The organism is Priestia sp. 179-F W1.4 NHS (genome assembly GCF_045369295.1).
GTDB classification, from domain to species: domain Bacteria; phylum Bacillota; class Bacilli; order Bacillales; family Bacillaceae_H; genus Priestia; species Priestia zanthoxyli.
Genome location: NZ_JBIQFF010000007.1, coordinates 1 through 17,773 on the forward strand (window position 1 = coordinate 1; position 17,773 = coordinate 17,773).

The window sequence follows — 17,773 nt, forward strand, 5'->3', positions numbered from 1 at the left end:
TTGATAGGTCAGAGGTGGAAGCGTGGCGACATGTGTAGCTGACTGATACTAATCGATCGAGGACTTAACCAAACTTTTAAAAGCGTAAGCTTTACTCAGCAAACTGTTACCTAGTTTTGAGAGAGCAATCTCTTGTCTGGTGGCGATAGCGAAGAGGTCACACCCGTTCCCATACCGAACACGGAAGTTAAGCTCTTTAGCGCCAATGGTAGTTGGGACTTTGTCCCTGTGAGAGTAGGACGTTGCCAGGCCAATAAAAAGACTAGTCATTCAATGACTAGTCTTTTTTGTTTCTAAAAATTACAGCATGAATTTAACTTTTAAATTATGTTACACTATAGTGGATTCATTTAATTTTTGTTATAAAAGCTCTTTTTGACGCTGTAAGAAACTTTTTTCGAACTGGAGGCTGCATTTTGGGTAAGAAATCAAAAAAAGTACTGTATGAATTACAAGAAAATGAAACAATCGCAAGTTGTTTAGATCGGATGAAAAAAGATGGGTATATGCCTATTCGACGAATGGAAAAGCCTATTTTTGAAGAAAAAGAAATAAATGGTAAAAAGGACTATGTTCCGGTAAAGCAACAGATTGTTTTCGAAGGGAAAAGTCTCTAAATACGAACATTTTAATGATAAAAATAGTAAACATTCGATTTTTAGGTTGACTTTTTTCTAGTTTGGCTGTTATTATTAAGTTGTCAATTGAGATATCCGAAACCTCATATAATAGTGGGAATATGGCCCACGAGTTTCTACCCGATGACCGTAAATCATTGGACTATGAGGAGAGTACAATTACTAAATAGGTAAACATGATTCCTTTTCAAAAGGAATGTTGATACATGAAACCTAGGGTAGTTGTGGCTTTCCTTTAGTGAGCCATAACTTACCCTAGGTTTTTTTATAACGTGAAAAAGGAGCTTTTATTCATGAATGTAAAAGTTGCTGTTGTAATGGGCAGTCAGTCAGACTGGAGCACTATGAAATATGCGTGTGACATTTTAGATGAATTAAATATTCAATATGAAAAGAAAGTTGTATCAGCACATCGAACGCCGGATTATATGTTTGAATATGCTGAAACAGCGAAAGAACGAGGGATTAAAGTTATTATTGCTGGCGCTGGGGGTGCTGCGCACTTACCTGGTATGATTGCCGCAAAAACAATTTTACCTGTAATAGGAGTACCCGTTAAATCAAGTAACTTAAACGGTTTAGATTCACTTTTATCGATTGTTCAAATGCCAGGCGGCGTACCGGTAGCTACAGTAGCTATTGGGAAAGCTGGTTCTACGAACGCTGGCCTGCTAGCAGCACAAATCTTAGCAACACAGGATCCAACGTTAAGTGATCAACTTGAAAATCGTAGAGAGTCTATTAAATCATCTGTGTTAGAAAGTAGTGATCAACTTGTCTAATTTACTTATACCTCCTGGTAAAACAATTGGAATCGTAGGCGGTGGACAGCTAGGAAGAATGATTGCACTATCTGCTAAAGAAATGGGTTATTACATTGCAGTGCTTGAACCAACAGAAGATTCTCCTTGCGGTCAAGTAGCAGATATTAAAGTCATTGGCAACTATGATGATAGAAAAGCGGTTGAACAGCTTGCTGAAGTGTCAGATGTCATCACCTATGAATTTGAAAACGTTGATGTTGAGATGATGAAATGGCTAGAAACAAAATGCTACGTGCCACAAGGCAGTCATTTACTAGCCGTTACACAAAATCGTCGTTTAGAAAAAGAAATGATTACAAAGCTTAATCTAGACGTTCCTGATTACGCAATCGTTACGACTGAAGAAGAACTTTTAAAAGCTGTCGAAACAATTGGTTATCCATGTGTCGTAAAAACTTGCCGAGGCGGATATGACGGTAAAGGGCAAGTTCTAGTGAAAAATGAGAATAATATTCGTGAAGCAGCTGAGCTATTAGCACAGTCGGAATGCATTGTAGAACAGTGGATGAACTTAGATAAAGAAGTATCAGTTATTGTACACCGCAATGCAAAAGGCGAAACGGTATGTTTACCAGTAGCTGAGAACATTCATAAGCATCATATTTTGCACCAAACGATTGTTCCGGCACGTATTACAGCAGATCAAGAAGCGAAAGCTCTTCAATATGCGCAAGAAATAGCAAAAGGATTAGATTTAGTTGGTACATTAGCAGTTGAGATGTTCCTAACTGAAGAAGGTCAGCTTTATATAAATGAAATGGCACCTAGACCTCATAACTCAGGTCATTATTCAATCAATGCTTGTGATCTTTCTCAATTTCAGCAGCATGTAAGAGCCATTTGTAACTGGACCCTAGCACAGCCGACTTTATTAAAACCTGCTGTGATGGTTAACCTATTAGGGGAACATATTGAGAACACAATGGCAAAAATCGAATGTTTAGATGATATGCACTTACATTTGTACGGAAAAAAAGTTGCAAAAGAGAAGAGAAAAATGGGACATATCACGGTATTAGCTGATAAGATAGATGAGGCGATAGAAAAAGCCGAATCTCTAGGAATTTGGGAAAGAACGGAGGAAGTAACAACATGATTGAACGTTATACAAGACCAGAAATGGCAGCTATTTGGACAGAAGAAAATAAATTTAAAGCTTGGTTAGAAGTTGAAATTCTAGCTTGCGAAGCATGGTCAGAATTAGGACATATTCCGAAAGAAGATGTGAAGTTAATTCGTCAAAATGCATCTTTTGATATTAACCGCATCAATGAAATTGAACTAGAAACGCGTCATGACGTAGTAGCTTTCACTCGTGCAGTATCTGAAACGCTTGGTGAAGAGCGCAAGTGGGTACACTACGGTTTGACTTCAACTGACGTAGTTGATACAGCTCTATCTTATTTATTAAAGCAAGCTAATGAAATCTTGCTAAGTGACGTAGAGCGCTTTGTAGAAGTACTAAAGGAAAAAGCTCAAGAACATAAATATACGGTTATGATGGGACGTACGCACGGTGTACACGCTGAGCCAACGACATTTGGTTTGAAAATGGGATTATGGTATGAAGAAATGAAGCGTAACCTAGAGCGTTTAAAACGTGCTGCAGCTGAAGTGGAATTCGGTAAAATGTCAGGAGCAGTTGGAACGTTCGCTAACATCGATCCTTTCGTTGAAAAATACGTATGTGAGAAGTTAGGAATTTCACCAGCACCAATCTCTACGCAAACATTACAGCGTGACCGTCATGCACACTATATGTCAGTACTAGCGTTAATTGCGACATCTATTGAGAAATTTGCAGTAGAAGTTCGCGGTCTTCAAAAAAGTGAAACACGTGAGGTTGAAGAATATTTTGCAAAAGGTCAAAAAGGCTCATCTGCAATGCCTCATAAACGTAATCCAATCGGTTCTGAGAACGTAACGGGACTTGCTCGCTTAATTCGCGGCTATATGGTTACAGCTTATGATAATGTACCGCTTTGGCATGAGCGTGACATCTCTCATTCATCGGCAGAGCGTGTCATCTTACCTGATGCAACGATTGCTTTGAATTACATGTTAAATCGTTTTGCAAATATTGTTAAAAACTTAACAGTATTCCCTGACAACATGAAGCGCAACATGGATCGTACACTAGGGCTAATTTACTCACAGCGTGTACTTTTAACATTAATTAACAAAGGTATGGTACGTGAAGAAGCATACGACTTAGTACAGCCAAAAGCAATGGAAGCATGGGAAACGCAAGTTCCTTTCCGTTCTTTAATTGAAGGCGAAGAGCGCATTACTCGCCACTTATCGCCAGAAGAGATTGAAGATTGCTTCGATCATAAGCACCATTTAAAAAATGTAGATATGATTTTTGAACGTTTAGGTCTTTAATAAAAAAGGCAAGGCACGTCCTTGCCTTTATCTAAGAAAGTTTATCTGAATATTCTGTATGTAGAGGTGACAGCATGGAAAAGCAAGAGTTACTTTATGAAGGAAAAGCGAAAAAAATTTACGCTACTGATGAGCAAGATGTACTGTGGGTTGCTTATAAAAATGAAGCTACAGCATTCAACGGTCAGAAAAAAGCAGAGATTAGCGGAAAAGCACAGCTGAACAATCAAATTAGTAGTTTACTATTTTCAATGTTACATGAGCAAGGGATTACAACTCACTTTGTGAAGCAGCTTTCAGATCATGAACAGGCGGTTAAGAAAGTAGAAATTGTTCCGCTTGAAGTCGTTGTACGAAATGCTACAGCAGGAAGCCTTGCGAAGCGAATTGGCGTAGAAGAAGGTATTCGTTTTGAACAGCCAATCGTTGAACTTTACTACAAAGATGATGCGCTTGGTGACCCATTAATTCTTGCAGAACATGCGATTTTCCTTAAGGCTGCAACTCAAGAAGAGATTGATAGTTTAAAGGCACAAGCACTTCAAATCAACGAAGTATTATCGAAATTTTTCAAAGATAAAGACATTTTCTTAGTGGATTTTAAATTAGAATTCGGCCGTACTTCTCAAGGCGACATTATTTTAGCAGATGAAATTTCACCTGACACTTGCCGCTTCTGGGATGTTCATACGAACGAAAAATTAGATAAAGATGTATTCCGCAGAGACTTAGGCGGTTTAACAGAAGCATACGAAAAAATCTTACAGCGAATCGGAGGATAACCCAACCATGTATAAAGTAAAAGTATTTGTCACATTAAGAGAAAGTGTATTAGACCCTCAAGGAGTAGCCGTTAAAAATTCATTGCACCGTATGTCTTATGAAGAAGTTCAAGAAGTACGCATCGGTAAATTTTTAGAGCTAACAATCGACAGCACAGATTCATTAGATGAACGCGTAAAAGAAATGTGTGAAAAGCTTTTAGTTAATACAGTAATTGAAGATTACCGTTACGAGGTTGAGGAGGTTGTCGTACAGTGAAATTTGCTGTAATTGTTTTTCCAGGATCAAACTGTGACGTAGATATGTATCATGCTATCAAAGATGAGCTTGGTGAAGAAGTAGATTACGTTTGGCACGATACAGAATCATTAGATCAATATGATGGTATCTTGCTTCCAGGTGGTTTCTCATATGGAGATTACCTTCGTTCAGGTGCTATCGCTCGCTTCTCAAATGTAATGGATGCTGTAAAAAAAGCAGCAAGCCAAGGAAAGCCAGTACTAGGTGTATGTAATGGATTCCAAATTTTATTAGAAGCAGGATTACTGCCAGGTGCTATGCGCCGTAATGAAAACTTAAAATTCATCTGTAAAACAGTGAATTTGAAAGTAGCTAATAACGAAACAATGTTTACAAATGCTTATGGCAAAGATGAAGTAATTGCTATTCCAGTGGCACACGGTGAAGGCAACTACTATTGTGATGAACATACGTTACAAAACTTGATTGAAAACAACCAGATTCTTTTCCAATACGCAGGTGATAATCCAAACGGAAGTCTTCAAGATATTGCAGGGATTACGAACGAAACAGGCAACGTATTAGGAATGATGCCTCACCCAGAAAGAGCGGTAAGCGATCTTTTAGGAAGCGCGGACGGACTTAAATTATTTCAATCAATCGTAAAGCAGTGGAGGGAACAAAATGTCGTTACTTCTTGAACCAAATGTAGAGCAAATTAAAGAACAAAAGTTATATCGAGATATGGGATTAACAGACGAAGAGTTTGCGAATGTAGAGCAACTGCTTGGTCGTACTCCTAACTATACAGAAACAGGCTTATTCTCTGTTATGTGGTCAGAGCACTGTAGCTATAAAAACTCTAAGCCTGTACTGAAAAAATTCCCTATCACGGGTGAAAAAGTATTACAAGGTCCTGGTGAAGGAGCTGGTATCGTTGATATTGGTGATAACCAAGCCGTTGTATTTAAAATCGAAAGTCATAACCATCCATCAGCGATTGAACCTTATCAAGGAGCAGCAACTGGTGTAGGTGGCATCATTCGTGACGTCTTTTCAATGGGAGCAAGACCGATTGCACTTTTAAACTCTTTACGTTTTGGTGAATTAACATCTCCAAAGGTTCGTCATTTGTTTGAGGAAGTAGTAGCGGGAATCGCAGGTTACGGTAACTGTGTAGGAATCCCAACAGTAGGTGGAGAAATTCAGTTTGAAGCTTCATATGAAGGAAATCCGCTTGTTAACGCTATGTGTGTTGGTTTAATTAACCACGAAGATATTCAAAAAGGTCAAGCTAAAGGCGTTGGCAACACGGTTATGTACGTAGGAGCAAAAACGGGACGCGACGGTATCCACGGCGCTACATTTGCTTCTGAAGAGCTATCTGATCAGTCAGATGAAAAACGTCCTGCTGTACAAGTAGGAGATCCATTTATGGAAAAACTTCTTCTTGAAGCTTGCTTAGAGCTTATCAAGTGTGACGCTTTAGTAGGTATTCAAGATATGGGTGCTGCGGGCTTAACAAGTTCTTCGGCAGAGATGGCAAGTAAAGCAGGTTCTGGTATTGAAATGAACCTTGATCTTGTACCTCAGCGTGAAACGGGTATGACACCATATGAAATGATGCTTTCAGAATCTCAAGAGCGCATGCTCATCGTTGTTGAAAAAGGCCGTGAAAATGAAATCGTCGAAATCGTTGAAAAATACGGATTAGAAGCTGTTTCAGTCGGTCACGTAACCGACGATAAGCGCCTTCGTTTAACTCATAACGGAGAAGTAGTAGCAGATGTTCCTGTAGATGCATTAGCAGAAGATGCACCGGTATACCACAAACCATCTCAAGAACCAGCATACTATCGTGAGTTCCAAGAGCAGTCAGCATACGCTCCTACTGTTGAAAATCACAGTGATATGTTAGTAACGCTTTTAAAACAGCCTACGATTGCAAACAAAGAGTGGGTTTACAACCAATATGACTACCAAGTACGTACAAACACAGTTGTATCTCCTGGATCTGACGCGGCGGTTGTTCGTGTACGTGATACAAATAAAGCGTTAGCGATGACAACAGACTGTAACTCTCGCTATTTATACCTAGACCCGGAAGTAGGCGGCCGTATCGCAGTGGCAGAAGCTGCTCGTAACCTTGTATGTTCAGGTGCACAGCCTCTTGCGATTACAGACTGCTTAAACTTCGGCAACCCTGAAAAGCCAGAAATCTTCTGGCAAATTGAAAAAGCAACAGACGGTATGAGCGACGCTTGCCGTGAGCTATCGACTCCGGTTATCGGCGGTAACGTATCTCTGTACAATGAGACAAAAGGTGAAGCAATTTACCCAACTCCTGTTATTGGAATGGTTGGTCTAATCGACGATATCAACCATATTACAACTCAATATGCGAAGCAAAAAGATGACTTAATCTATGTTATTGGTAAAGCTGAAGCAGAATTCGCAGGTACTGAGCTTCAAAAAGTACTAGAAAACGGTACGGTATTCGGCCAGTCACCTAAATTAGATTTAGCGGTTGAAAAAACACGTCAAGATCAGCTTCTTCAAGCAATTCGTGAAGGTGCAGTTCAATCTGCTCACGATATTGCAGAAGGAGGATTCGCGGTAGCCCTAGCTGAAAAAGTGATGAACGGCAGCGGGTTAGGCGTAAACGTAACGGTAGACGGTGAAGCAACAGCAGAGCTATTCAGTGAAACACAATCACGCTTTGTCGTAACGGTTTCACCAGAGAATAAAGAAAAATTCGAAATGCTTGTACAAGATGCAACATTAGTAGGACGCGTAACAGAAGACGCAACATTAACTGTTAAACATCAAGAAAATGTTCTTGTTCAATTATCAGTTGAAGAATTAACTACTGCTTGGAAAGGAGCGCTTCCATGCTTGCTGAAATCAAAGGCTTAAACGAAGAATGTGGCGTATTCGGTGTATGGGGACATGAAAATGCAAGCCAGATTGCTTATTACGGTTTGCATAGCTTGCAACACCGCGGACAAGAAGGCGCTGGTATTGCTGTAACAGACGGAGAAAAAGTGACAGTGATGAAAGGCGTCGGTCTTGTTAACGAAGTATTTGGCCACGGAGAGTTAGAGCAACTAAACGGTAAAGCAGCAATTGGACACGTTCGTTATGCAACAGCTGGAGGCGGAGGGTTTGAAAATGTTCAACCCCTTCACTTCCGCTCTCATAGCGGAAGCCTTGCGTTAGCTCATAATGGAAACTTGGTTAATGCAAATGCATTAAAGCATCAGCTTGAAAACCAAGGGAGTATTTTCCAATCAACATCTGATACAGAAGTACTTGCTCATTTAATTAAACGAAGCGGCTATGAAGATATGAAAGATAAAGTGAAAAATGCTTTATCCATGGTTAAAGGCGCATACGCATTCGTTATTTTAACGGAAGATACGATGATGGTTGCACTTGATCCTCACGGACTGCGTCCATTATCAATTGGACGATTAGGTGATGCCTATGTAGTAGCTTCTGAAACATGTGCGTTTGATATTGTTGGAGCGGTTCATGAGCGTGATGTAGAGCCTGGTGAGTTACTTATTATTAATGATGAAGGTATTCAATCAGAGCGATTCACACTAAACGTAAACCGTGCTATTTGCAGTATGGAATATATTTATTTCTCAAGACCAGATAGTAATATTGATGGAATCAATGTTCACTCTGCTCGTAAAAACCTTGGGAAACAACTTGCAGTTGAGTCACCGATTGAAGCAGACGTTGTAACAGGCGTTCCGGATTCAAGTATTTCAGCAGCGATTGGTTTTGCAGAACAGTCAGGGATTCCATACGAATTAGGTTTAATTAAGAATCGATACGTAGGCCGTACATTCATTCAGCCTTCACAAGAATTGCGTGAACAAGGTGTGAAAATGAAGCTGTCTCCTGTACGTAAAATTGTAGAGGGTAAACGTGTTGTCATGGTAGATGATTCTATCGTTCGCGGCACAACAAGCCGTCGCATTGTTCGTATGCTTCGAGAAGCAGGAGCAACTGAAGTACATGTACGCATCAGTTCACCTCCTATTAAAAATCCATGTTTTTATGGAATTGACACATCGTCATCCTCTGAGTTAATTGCTGCTACGCGCTCTGTTGAAGAAATTCGTGAATTGATTGAAGCTGATTCACTTGTTTTCTTAAGCAACGAAGGTTTAGTAGACGCAATCGGCAGACAGTATGAAGGCAACGGCGGACAGTGTATGGCATGTTTTACTGGAAAGTATCCAACTGAAATTTATCCAGATACTGTACACCCTCATGAAAAGGTAACTTGTTAGTTTTAACGTAAAAAAGGAGTGACAACATGTCATATTCATATAAACAAGCTGGAGTTGACTTAGAAGCAGGATATGAAGCTGTTTCACGTATTAAAAAGCACGTAGAACGAACTGCTCGTGCAGGTATTATGGGAACAGTCGGTGGCTTTGGCGGAATGTTCGATTTATCTACATTGAATTTAAAAGAGCCTGTTCTTGTTTCTGGTACAGATGGAGTAGGAACAAAATTGAAACTTGCTTTTCAAATGGATAAGCATGACACAATCGGTGTGGATGCAGTGGCCATGTGTGTAAACGACGTTTTAGCACAAGGAGCAGAGCCTCTCTACTTCTTAGATTATATTGCTTGCGGGAAAGCAGTTCCTGAAAAAATTGAATCGATTGTAAAAGGAATTGCAGACGGCTGTGAACAGTCCAACTGTGCGTTAATTGGCGGAGAAACAGCTGAAATGCCAGGTTTATACGAAGAAGATGAATATGATCTTGCAGGGTTTACAGTAGGAGCGGTAGAAAAGTCAGAAATTATTACTGGAGATGAGATTAAAGCTGGACAGCTGTTGATCGGTATCTCATCTAGCGGTATTCACAGCAACGGCTACTCTCTTGTACGTAAAATTGTTGATGATCAAGGGTTAAATCTTCACGAAACTTACGCTGGTTTTAATGAAAAGCTCGGAGTTGAGTTATTAACGCCAACAAAAATATACGTGAAGCCGGTCCTAAAAGCATTACATGCAGCTAAGATTGCAGGTATGGCTCATATTACTGGAGGCGGATTTGTTGAAAATATCCCTCGTATGCTTCCTGAAGGTTTAGGTGTAGAAATCGATTACGGTTCTTGGCCAATTCCATACGTGTTTGATTTCCTTGAAGAGCAAGGCAAGCTAGACCGTAAAGAAATGTTCGAAGTATTCAATATGGGAATCGGATTTGTTTTAGCTGTTGAACCTGAAGATATGAATAAAGTCATTGAAGCAATTGAGAACGAAGGCGAAAAAGCATTTGTTATCGGACGTGTCAAAGAAGGAACAGGTGTTGAATTTGCTGGAGGGACGTTTGCATGATAAATATTGCAGTGTTTGCTTCTGGAAACGGCAGTAACTTTCAATCCATCTACGAAGCAACTCAGTCAGGTCGATTAAAAGCAAATATTGCGCTTGTTGTTTGTAATAAACCGGATGCATACGTAATTGAACGAGCAAAAGCATGTGGAATACCATGCTTTGTTTGTTCGCCTAAAAACTATGAAAATAAAGAAGCGTATGAAGCAGCAATTCTTGCAGAGCTTACATCAGCTAAAGTAGAATTTCTTGTTTTAGCAGGATATATGCGATTAGTTGGTTCGACGTTGCTTAAGCCATACAAAAATCGTATTGTTAATATCCACCCTTCGCTTTTACCTGCATTTCCTGGGATTGATGCTATTGGTCAAGCTTTTGATGCAGGAGTAAAAGTGATTGGAATTACCGTGCATTTTGTAGATGAAGGCATGGATACAGGACCAATTATTGACCAGCAGGCTATTCGCATTGAAAAAGGCGATACAAGAGAAACAGTTGAGGCCCGTATTCATGAAATTGAACATCAATTTTATCCCGCGGTACTGAATGAATTATTTGAACAAGCCGCAGTTAAATAAATAGGATGTAACCTTGTCAAAAAAGTTTTAATCCTTTACTATGGTAGAGTAGTAGTGGAAGAAAGATTTTAAATGAGAGATCGGATCAGGAGGAGTTTACAAAATGACAGCAAAACGCGCGCTTATTAGCGTATCTGATAAAGAAGGTATTGTTTCATTTGCACAAGAATTAAAGGACTTAGGAGTAGAAATTATTTCAACTGGCGGTACAAAGCGTACCCTAGAAGAAAACGGCATTGACGTTATCGGAATTTCTGAAGTAACTGGTTTCCCAGAAATTTTAGACGGCCGTTTAAAAACATTGCATCCTAACGTTCACGGTGCTTTATTAGCGTTACGCGATAATGAAGAGCATCAAGCTCAAATGAAAGAGCATAATATCTCGCCAATCGACTTTGTAGTTGTAAACTTATACCCATTTAAAAAGACAATTGAAAAAGAGGATGTAACGCTTGCTGAAGCGATTGAGAATATTGACATCGGTGGACCTACAATGCTTCGTTCAGCTGCGAAAAACTATCGTTCTGTCTCAGTTGTAGTAGATCCAAGCGATTACGCAACCGTAGTAGAAGAGTTAAAAGCAGATGGCAATGTTTCATTTGAAACCAACCAACGATTAGCAGCAAAAGTATTCCGTCATACGGCAGCTTATGATGCATTAATCGCTGAATACTTAACAAACATTACAGGTGAAACAACTCCTGAGAAATTAACAGTAACGTATGAGCGTGTTCAAGGCTTAAGATACGGAGAAAACCCTCACCAACAAGCTTCTTTCTATAAAAAGCCGTTAACACAAAAAGGTTCTATTGCAACAGCTACGCAGCTGCATGGAAAAGAGTTATCATACAATAATATCAACGATGCAAACGCAGCTCTTCAAATCGTAAAAGAATTCAAAGAGCCGGCTATCGTAGCGATCAAACATATGAATCCTTGCGGTGTAGGTGTGGGTGAAACAATTGCTCAAGCTTATCAAAAAGCATACGAAGCGGATCCTACATCTATCTTTGGCGGCATCGTAGCAGCTAACCGTCCTATCGACCGTGAAACGGCTATTCAGTTAAAAGAAATTTTCTTAGAAATTATCATTGCTCCTGCGTTCGATCAAGAAGCATTAGATGTATTAACAGCTAAGAAAAACCTTCGTTTACTAACGATAGAGCTTGATGAAAAAGCAGAAAAAGAAGCTTTCTTAACGTCTGTAAAAGGCGGCGTGCTTGTTCAGGATGAAGACGTATTCGGATTTGATGATGCAACGATTACTGTTCCAACGAAACGTGAGCCAACAGAAAAAGAGTGGGCAGATTTAAAATTAGCATGGAAAGTTGTTAAAAATGTTAAGTCTAATGCTATTGTACTTGCAAAAGATGACATGACAATTGGCGTAGGTGCTGGTCAAATGAATCGCGTGGGCGCTGCAAAAATTGCAATTGAACAAGCTGGTGAAAAAGCACAAGGTTCAGCTTTAGGTTCAGATGCTTTCTTCCCAATGGGCGATACAGTAGAAGCAGCAGCTAAAGCAGGAATCACAGCTATTATTCAGCCAGGCGGATCAATTCGTGATGAAGAGTCAATTGCAAAAGCAGATGAATACGGCATTGCAATGGTATTTACAGGCGTAAGACATTTTAAACATTAATGAGGTGAAGAACGTGAATGTTTTAGTTATTGGAAAAGGCGGAAGAGAGCATACAATTGCATGGAAAGCTTCAAAAAGTCCACTTGTTAACGAAGTGTTTGTAGCACCAGGAAACCCAGGCATGAGAGATGTGGCAACGATTGTACCAATCGATGAAAGCAGCCAAGAAGAGCTTGTGCAGTTTGCAAAAGAAAATAAGATTGGATTAACAATTGTTGGACCAGAAAATCTGCTAATTGAAGGCATTGTTGATCGATTCGAACAAGAAGGTCTTCCAGTCTTTGGACCGCGCAAACAAGCAGCGATGATTGAAGGAAGCAAAAGCTTTGCAAAAGAGCTCATGAAAAAGTATGATATTCCAACCGCAGCGTATGAAACATTTACGTCTTACGAGGAAGCAAAAGCATATGTGGAAAAGCAAGGCGCTCCAATTGTTATTAAAGCAGACGGCTTAGCGGCTGGTAAAGGTGTAACTGTTGCTTTAACAGTGGAAGAAGCTGTAGATACATTACGTGATTTTCTAGTTGACCAAAAATTTAAAGAAGCAAGTGCAAAAGTAGTTGTAGAAGAATTTTTGGATGGTGAAGAATTTTCATTAATGGCATTTGTACGCGGTACAAATGTATATCCAATGGTAATTGCACAAGATCATAAGCGTGCTTTTGACGGCGATCAAGGTCCGAACACAGGAGGCATGGGAGCTTACTCTCCTGTTCCGCAAATCAGTGATGCAGAAGTACAAGAGGCTGTAGAAAACATCTTACTTCCAATGGCTAAAGGATTAGCTGAAGAAGGCTGTGAGTATACGGGAATTCTATATGCTGGTCTGATTCAAACACAAAAAGGACCAAAAGTTATTGAATTTAATGCGCGTTTTGGAGATCCTGAAACACAGGTTGTACTGCCCCGTATGAAAAGCGATTTAGTCGATGTGCTTCTTCGCATTTTGAAAGAAGAAAAAGTAGAAATTGAATGGGATAACGAAGCAGCTATTGGAATTGTATTAGCAGCAGCGGGTTACCCAGAAGATTATCAAAAGGGTGCGCCAATTAACGGATTGGATGCGATCAGTGAAGACGCGCTTGTTTTCCACGCTGGTACGGCTTTAGAAAACGACACATACGTTTCGAACGGCGGCCGCGTTCTATTAGTAGGTGCCAAAGGAGCAACTCTTCAAGAAGCGCAGCAAGAAGTATACAAACAAATGGCTCATATCGATGTAGAAAAAGGCTTTTTCTATCGCAAAGACATCGGCCATCGTGCATTAGCAAAAGCAGCTTTAAAATAAAAAAGGAGAGCTCCGGCTCTCCTTTTTACCTTATGAAGGATTATACGTTTCTTCGTTTCCATTTGGATGGTGTTCATGTTCATCGTGTTTTTGACACGAATCATATGCGTACGTAAGGGGGCAAAAACGCGTGATGCCTTCTGCAACTTTTAAAGCTCCCATTAACCCTAAGAAGATGTATGAATCTTTGTACGGTCTGCGAGATAAACGAGATGTTGTCCAAGAAAGAAGGGTAAAGCCCAGTGTAAGTCGAATTAATGCGTTAACAATACCGATATTTGGTTTCATGTTTTATCACCTTTATTCATAAAATTAATAACAGTTTCTGAATGCGTTTACATCACGGATGTGTTACGATAAAAATACATAGTAAATTAGGGGGAATTTAGCATGCCGGAACAAAGATACCGCTGGAAAAGCAAACATATTAGACAGCAGCTCTTAGTATTAAACGGTCAAAAAGCACCAACTATTGTCTTAAAAGATGCAACATATTTGAACGCTCGAATGAAGCAGTGGAAAAAAGCACATATTTGGGTTTACCAAGATCGTATTGTATACGTTGGCTCAGAGATGCCTAAGCACACAGACGCTTCTACAGAGATTATAGACTGCAGTGATAAATATGTGGTTCCTGGGTATATTGAGCCGCATGTTCACCCGTTTCAGTTATATAATCCCCAGACTTTTTCCCAATATGCAGCCAAGCATGGAACAACGACTTTATTTAATGATAATTTAATTCTCGCTTTACAGCTTGAACAAAAAACGGCATTTTCATTGATTGAAGAAATGAAAACGTTACCACAATCACTGTACTGGTGGTGCAGATTTGATTCCCAGACGGAAATTGATGAAGAGGCTGACATCTTCTCACACACGAACATTACTTCTTGGCTACAAAATGAAGCTGTCTTACAAGGAGGCGAACTGACAAGTTGGCCGAAGCTTTTAGACGGAGATGATTTAATGCTTCACTGGGTTCAAGAGACAAAAAGGATGAGAAAGCACATTGAAGGACATTTCCCGGGGGCATCAGCATTTACCTTGGCAAAAATGAAATTGCTCGGAGCAGACAGCGATCATGAGTCTATGACGGGGGAAGATGTTGTTGCTCGGTTAACACAAGGTTATGACGTTGCTTTACGCCACTCTTCAATTCGGCCGGATTTGCCAAAATTGCTTCAGGAGTTAAAAGAGCTGCAGGTAGATTATTTTGACCATATTACGATGAATACAGACGGTTCTCCGCCTTCTTTTTACCAAAACGGCGTGTCAGATATGTTAATTACATTAGCTATTTCAGAAGGAGTTCCCGTGTTAGATGCTTATAATATGGTGTCTGTAAATATTGCCCGCTATTACAACATGGAACATTTACATGGGCATGTAGCAACAGGCTGTGTGGCTAATATTAATATTTTAGAAGATCCTATGCAGCCTACTCCAGTCTCTGTGCTAGCAAAAGGAAAGTGGATGAAAAAAGAAGGCAAAGAACAAGCATTAGCCTCAGCAGAATTTCCTTGGGAAAAGTTTGGTTTTTCCCCGTTAAAGTTGGACTTTGATTTAACGATGGACGATTTTCAATTTTCAATGCCAGTAGGCGTCAAAATGAAAAATGCTGTTATTATGGAGCCGTATTCAATTCACTTGAATGTGAGCGGAGATGTATTAGCCTCTGATCATGATGAAAGTTTTTTAGTGCTGGTGGACCGAGAAGGCAAGTGGCGGATCAATACCCTGTTAAAAGGATTTGCGACAAATGTATCGGGACTGGCGAGTTCATTTTCAAATACAGGTGATTTTATTTTAATTGGAAAATCAAAAAAAGATATGATGTGTGCATTTAAACGTATGAAAGAAATTGGAGGGGGTATTGTCATTACCGAAGATGAGAAAGTAGTATACGAACTGGATCTTCCGTTAAAAGGAGTCATGTCGAATCTGCCGATGGAGGAATTAAGTAAACGAGAGGTAGAACTCAAGAAAGTGCTGTGTGAGCGAGGATACAAACACGATGATCCTGTCTATTCACTGCTGTTCTTTTCGTCTACACATTTGCCTTATATTCGTATCACGCCAGTAGGAATTTATGACGTTATGAATAAAAAAGTACTTTTTCCGTCTATAATGCGTTAAAATATAAAAGTATCAAAGGAATTTGAAATTTGTATGAAATTGGCTGTCTTCATACAGAATGAATGTATGTGCAAATAAATATAGAAACTGTATTTTATAGATAGAAACAACTAGTAAAGAAAGCCAATGATAAAGGAGTTCGATACGATGCAAATCAACAAACTACGAGGAAAAGAATTAGATCAGCTATTTCAAGCGATTTTATCATTAGAAAACATTGAAGAATGCTATCAATTTTTTGATGACCTATGTACAGTTAATGAAATTCAATCATTAGCACAGCGCTTAGAAGTAGCAAGAATGCTAAGAGAAGGCAACACGTACCATAAAATTGAGACGGAAACTGGAGCAAGCACAGCGACTATTTCCCGTGTTAAACGCTGCTTGAATTATGGAAGCGATGCGTATCAAATGGTGTTAGAACGCCTTCAAGAAGATTCAAATCAAAAGTAAAGCGTATGGCTGAAGCAGCCATACGCTTATTTTTTTAATTAAAATTGAGTTGCTTCTTCAATGATATTTTTCAGGTCGCTAATTGCTACACGTTTTTGTTCCATTGTGTCGCGGTTACGAATTGTTACTTGATTGTCTTCTAATGAATCGAAGTCGAATGTAATACAGAAAGGCGTACCGATTTCATCATGGCGACGGTAACGTTTACCGATTGAACCAGCATCATCGTAGTCAATCATAAAGTGTTTTGCTAAATCTTCAAAGACAGCGCGCGCTTCGTTAGAAAGCTTTTTAGAAAGTGGCAATACAGCAGCTTTAAATGGTGCTAAAGCAGGGTGAAGCTGCATTACTGTACGAGATGAGCCGTCTTCTAACGTTTCTTCTTCATATGCATCAATCATATAAGCCAATGTTACACGGTCAGCACCTAAAGAAGGCTCGATGCAGTAAGGTACATAGCGTTCGTTTGTTTCTTGATCAACGTATTGGAAGTCTTCTCCAGAGTGTTCCATATGCTGCTTTAAGTCATAGTCTGTACGAGAAGCTACGCCCCATAGTTCGCCCCAGCCGAATGGGAATTTGTATTCAAAGTCTGTTGTTGCATTACTGTAGTGAGAAAGTTCATCATCATCATGGTCGCGAAGACGAACGTTTTCTTCTTTCATGCCAAGAGAAAGAAGCCATTTGTTACATGTTTCTTTCCAGTAGTTAAACCATTCTAATTCAGTGCCTGGTTTACAGAAGAATTCAAGCTCCATTTGTTCAAATTCACGTGTACGGAATGTGAAGTTACCAGGTGTAATTTCGTTACGGAAGCTTTTACCCACTTGGCCGATACCGAATGGAAGCTTTTTACGCATTGAGCGCTGAACGTTTTTAAAGTTTACGAAAATACCTTGAGCTGTTTCAGGACGAAGGTAAATTTCATTTGTTGATGTTTCAGTTACACCTTGGTGCGTTTTGAACATTAAGTTAAATTGACGAATTTCAGTGAAGTTAGCTGAACCACACTCAGGACATGTAATTTCATGTTCTTTAATTAAGTCAGCCATTGCATCAAATGAAAGGCCGTCTACGATCATTTCAATGCCTTTTTCTTGAAGCTTTTCTTCAATTAATTTATCAGCACGGTGACGAGCTTTACAATCCTTACAGTCGATCATTGGGTCATTAAAGTTTCCTAAGTGACCAGAAGCTTCCCATGTTTTTGGATTCATTAAAATCGCAGCGTCTAAACCAACGTTATATGGAGATTCTTGAATGAATTTTTTCCACCATGCTTTTTTAATATTGTTTTTTAATTCTACGCCAAGCGGGCCGTAATCCCATGTATTTGCAAGACCGCCGTAAATTTCAGAACCTTGAAATACAAAGCCGCGATGTTTGGCGTGAGATACGATTTGATCCATTGTTTTTGACATTCTAATTCCTCCTG

The 17,773-nt window shown here is 39.6% G+C and carries 17 protein-coding genes, 1 rRNA gene and 1 riboswitch; of the genes, 16 read left to right on the top strand and 2 right to left on the bottom strand.

All coding sequences use genetic code 11. The annotated features are described in order from the left end of the window. Positions 1–135: 135 nt before the first annotated feature. From rrf to purD, 14 genes are all read left to right on the top strand, one after another. Positions 136–251, top strand: a 5S ribosomal RNA gene (gene rrf, locus ACH0CI_RS22910). A 165-nt stretch (positions 252–416) separates the two neighbouring features. After that, complete coding sequence (locus ACH0CI_RS22915; RefSeq protein ID WP_028412534.1) at positions 417–617, top strand: NETI motif-containing protein; 201 nt, start codon at positions 417–419, stop codon at positions 615–617. 84 nt (positions 618–701) lie between these two features. Beyond that, a riboswitch (purine riboswitch) is annotated at positions 702–803 on the top strand. Positions 804–931: 128 nt separating this feature from the next. After that, positions 932–1,420 (top strand): 5-(carboxyamino)imidazole ribonucleotide mutase, encoded by a 489-nt coding sequence (gene purE, locus ACH0CI_RS22920; protein ID WP_028412533.1) that lies wholly within the window; start codon positions 932–934, stop codon positions 1,418–1,420. Beyond that, positions 1,413–2,558: a 5-(carboxyamino)imidazole ribonucleotide synthase gene (gene purK / locus ACH0CI_RS22925; protein ID WP_013081438.1), complete on the top strand. Its 1,146-nt coding sequence runs from the start codon at positions 1,413–1,415 to the stop codon at positions 2,556–2,558. Before purE ends, purK begins: the two co-directional genes overlap by 8 nt. Next, positions 2,555–3,847, top strand: a complete 1,293-nt coding sequence (gene purB / locus ACH0CI_RS22930) for an adenylosuccinate lyase (RefSeq protein WP_013055036.1) — start codon at positions 2,555–2,557, stop codon at positions 3,845–3,847. The genes purK and purB overlap by 4 nt, the downstream gene beginning before the upstream one ends. A gap of 74 nt (positions 3,848–3,921) precedes the next feature. Next, a complete protein-coding gene (gene purC / locus ACH0CI_RS22935; RefSeq protein WP_028412531.1) occupies positions 3,922–4,629 on the top strand; it encodes a phosphoribosylaminoimidazolesuccinocarboxamide synthase in 708 nt (235 codons plus the stop codon). Between the two features lie 7 nt (positions 4,630–4,636). Then, positions 4,637–4,888 (top strand): phosphoribosylformylglycinamidine synthase subunit PurS, encoded by a 252-nt coding sequence (gene purS, locus ACH0CI_RS22940; protein ID WP_014461938.1) that lies wholly within the window; start codon positions 4,637–4,639, stop codon positions 4,886–4,888. Beyond that, positions 4,885–5,571, top strand: a complete 687-nt coding sequence (gene purQ / locus ACH0CI_RS22945) for a phosphoribosylformylglycinamidine synthase subunit PurQ (protein ID WP_406902316.1) — start codon at positions 4,885–4,887, stop codon at positions 5,569–5,571. The genes purS and purQ overlap by 4 nt, the downstream gene beginning before the upstream one ends. Continuing rightward, positions 5,555–7,786, top strand: coding sequence for a phosphoribosylformylglycinamidine synthase subunit PurL (gene purL / locus ACH0CI_RS22950; protein WP_028412530.1), 2,232 nt, complete (start codon positions 5,555–5,557; stop codon positions 7,784–7,786). Before purQ ends, purL begins: the two co-directional genes overlap by 17 nt. Further along, on the top strand, positions 7,762–9,177 hold the full coding sequence (purF, locus tag ACH0CI_RS22955) for an amidophosphoribosyltransferase (protein WP_013055041.1): 1,416 nt from the start codon (positions 7,762–7,764) through the stop codon (positions 9,175–9,177). The genes purL and purF overlap by 25 nt, the downstream gene beginning before the upstream one ends. 26 nt (positions 9,178–9,203) lie before the next feature. After that, positions 9,204–10,241, top strand: a complete 1,038-nt coding sequence (purM, locus tag ACH0CI_RS22960; RefSeq protein WP_028412529.1) for a phosphoribosylformylglycinamidine cyclo-ligase — start codon at positions 9,204–9,206, stop codon at positions 10,239–10,241. Beyond that, a complete protein-coding gene (gene purN, locus ACH0CI_RS22965; RefSeq protein WP_014461934.1) occupies positions 10,238–10,816 on the top strand; it encodes a phosphoribosylglycinamide formyltransferase in 579 nt (192 codons plus the stop codon). The genes purM and purN overlap by 4 nt, the downstream gene beginning before the upstream one ends. Positions 10,817–10,919: 103 nt before the next feature. Further along, positions 10,920–12,458, top strand: coding sequence for a bifunctional phosphoribosylaminoimidazolecarboxamide formyltransferase/IMP cyclohydrolase (purH, locus tag ACH0CI_RS22970; RefSeq protein WP_025752921.1), 1,539 nt, complete (start codon positions 10,920–10,922; stop codon positions 12,456–12,458). A 13-nt stretch (positions 12,459–12,471) separates the two neighbouring features. Beyond that, a complete protein-coding gene (gene purD / locus ACH0CI_RS22975) occupies positions 12,472–13,746 on the top strand; it encodes a phosphoribosylamine--glycine ligase (RefSeq protein ID WP_406902317.1) in 1,275 nt (424 codons plus the stop codon). A 30-nt stretch (positions 13,747–13,776) separates the two neighbouring features. Here the strand turns inward: purD and ACH0CI_RS22980 are convergent, their stop codons facing one another. After that, the gene (locus tag ACH0CI_RS22980) at positions 13,777–14,034 is read right to left on the bottom strand and encodes a YgaP family membrane protein (RefSeq protein ID WP_016762773.1); all 258 of its coding nucleotides are present in this window, start codon (positions 14,032–14,034) and stop codon (positions 13,777–13,779) included. Between the two features lie 102 nt (positions 14,035–14,136). Between ACH0CI_RS22980 and ACH0CI_RS22985 the strand changes: the two genes are divergently transcribed. Further along, entirely contained in the window at positions 14,137–15,885 is a 1,749-nt protein-coding gene (locus tag ACH0CI_RS22985) for an adenine deaminase C-terminal domain-containing protein (protein ID WP_406902318.1), read from the top strand. Positions 15,886–16,032: 147 nt separating this feature from the next. Then, positions 16,033–16,338, top strand: coding sequence for a YerC/YecD family TrpR-related protein (locus ACH0CI_RS22990; RefSeq protein WP_013055048.1), 306 nt, complete (start codon positions 16,033–16,035; stop codon positions 16,336–16,338). A 38-nt stretch (positions 16,339–16,376) separates the two neighbouring features. Here the strand turns inward: ACH0CI_RS22990 and ACH0CI_RS22995 are convergent, their stop codons facing one another. Then, positions 16,377–17,759, bottom strand: coding sequence for a glycine--tRNA ligase (locus tag ACH0CI_RS22995; RefSeq protein ID WP_028412526.1), 1,383 nt, complete (start codon positions 17,757–17,759; stop codon positions 16,377–16,379). Between the last annotated feature and the right edge of the window lie 14 nt (positions 17,760–17,773).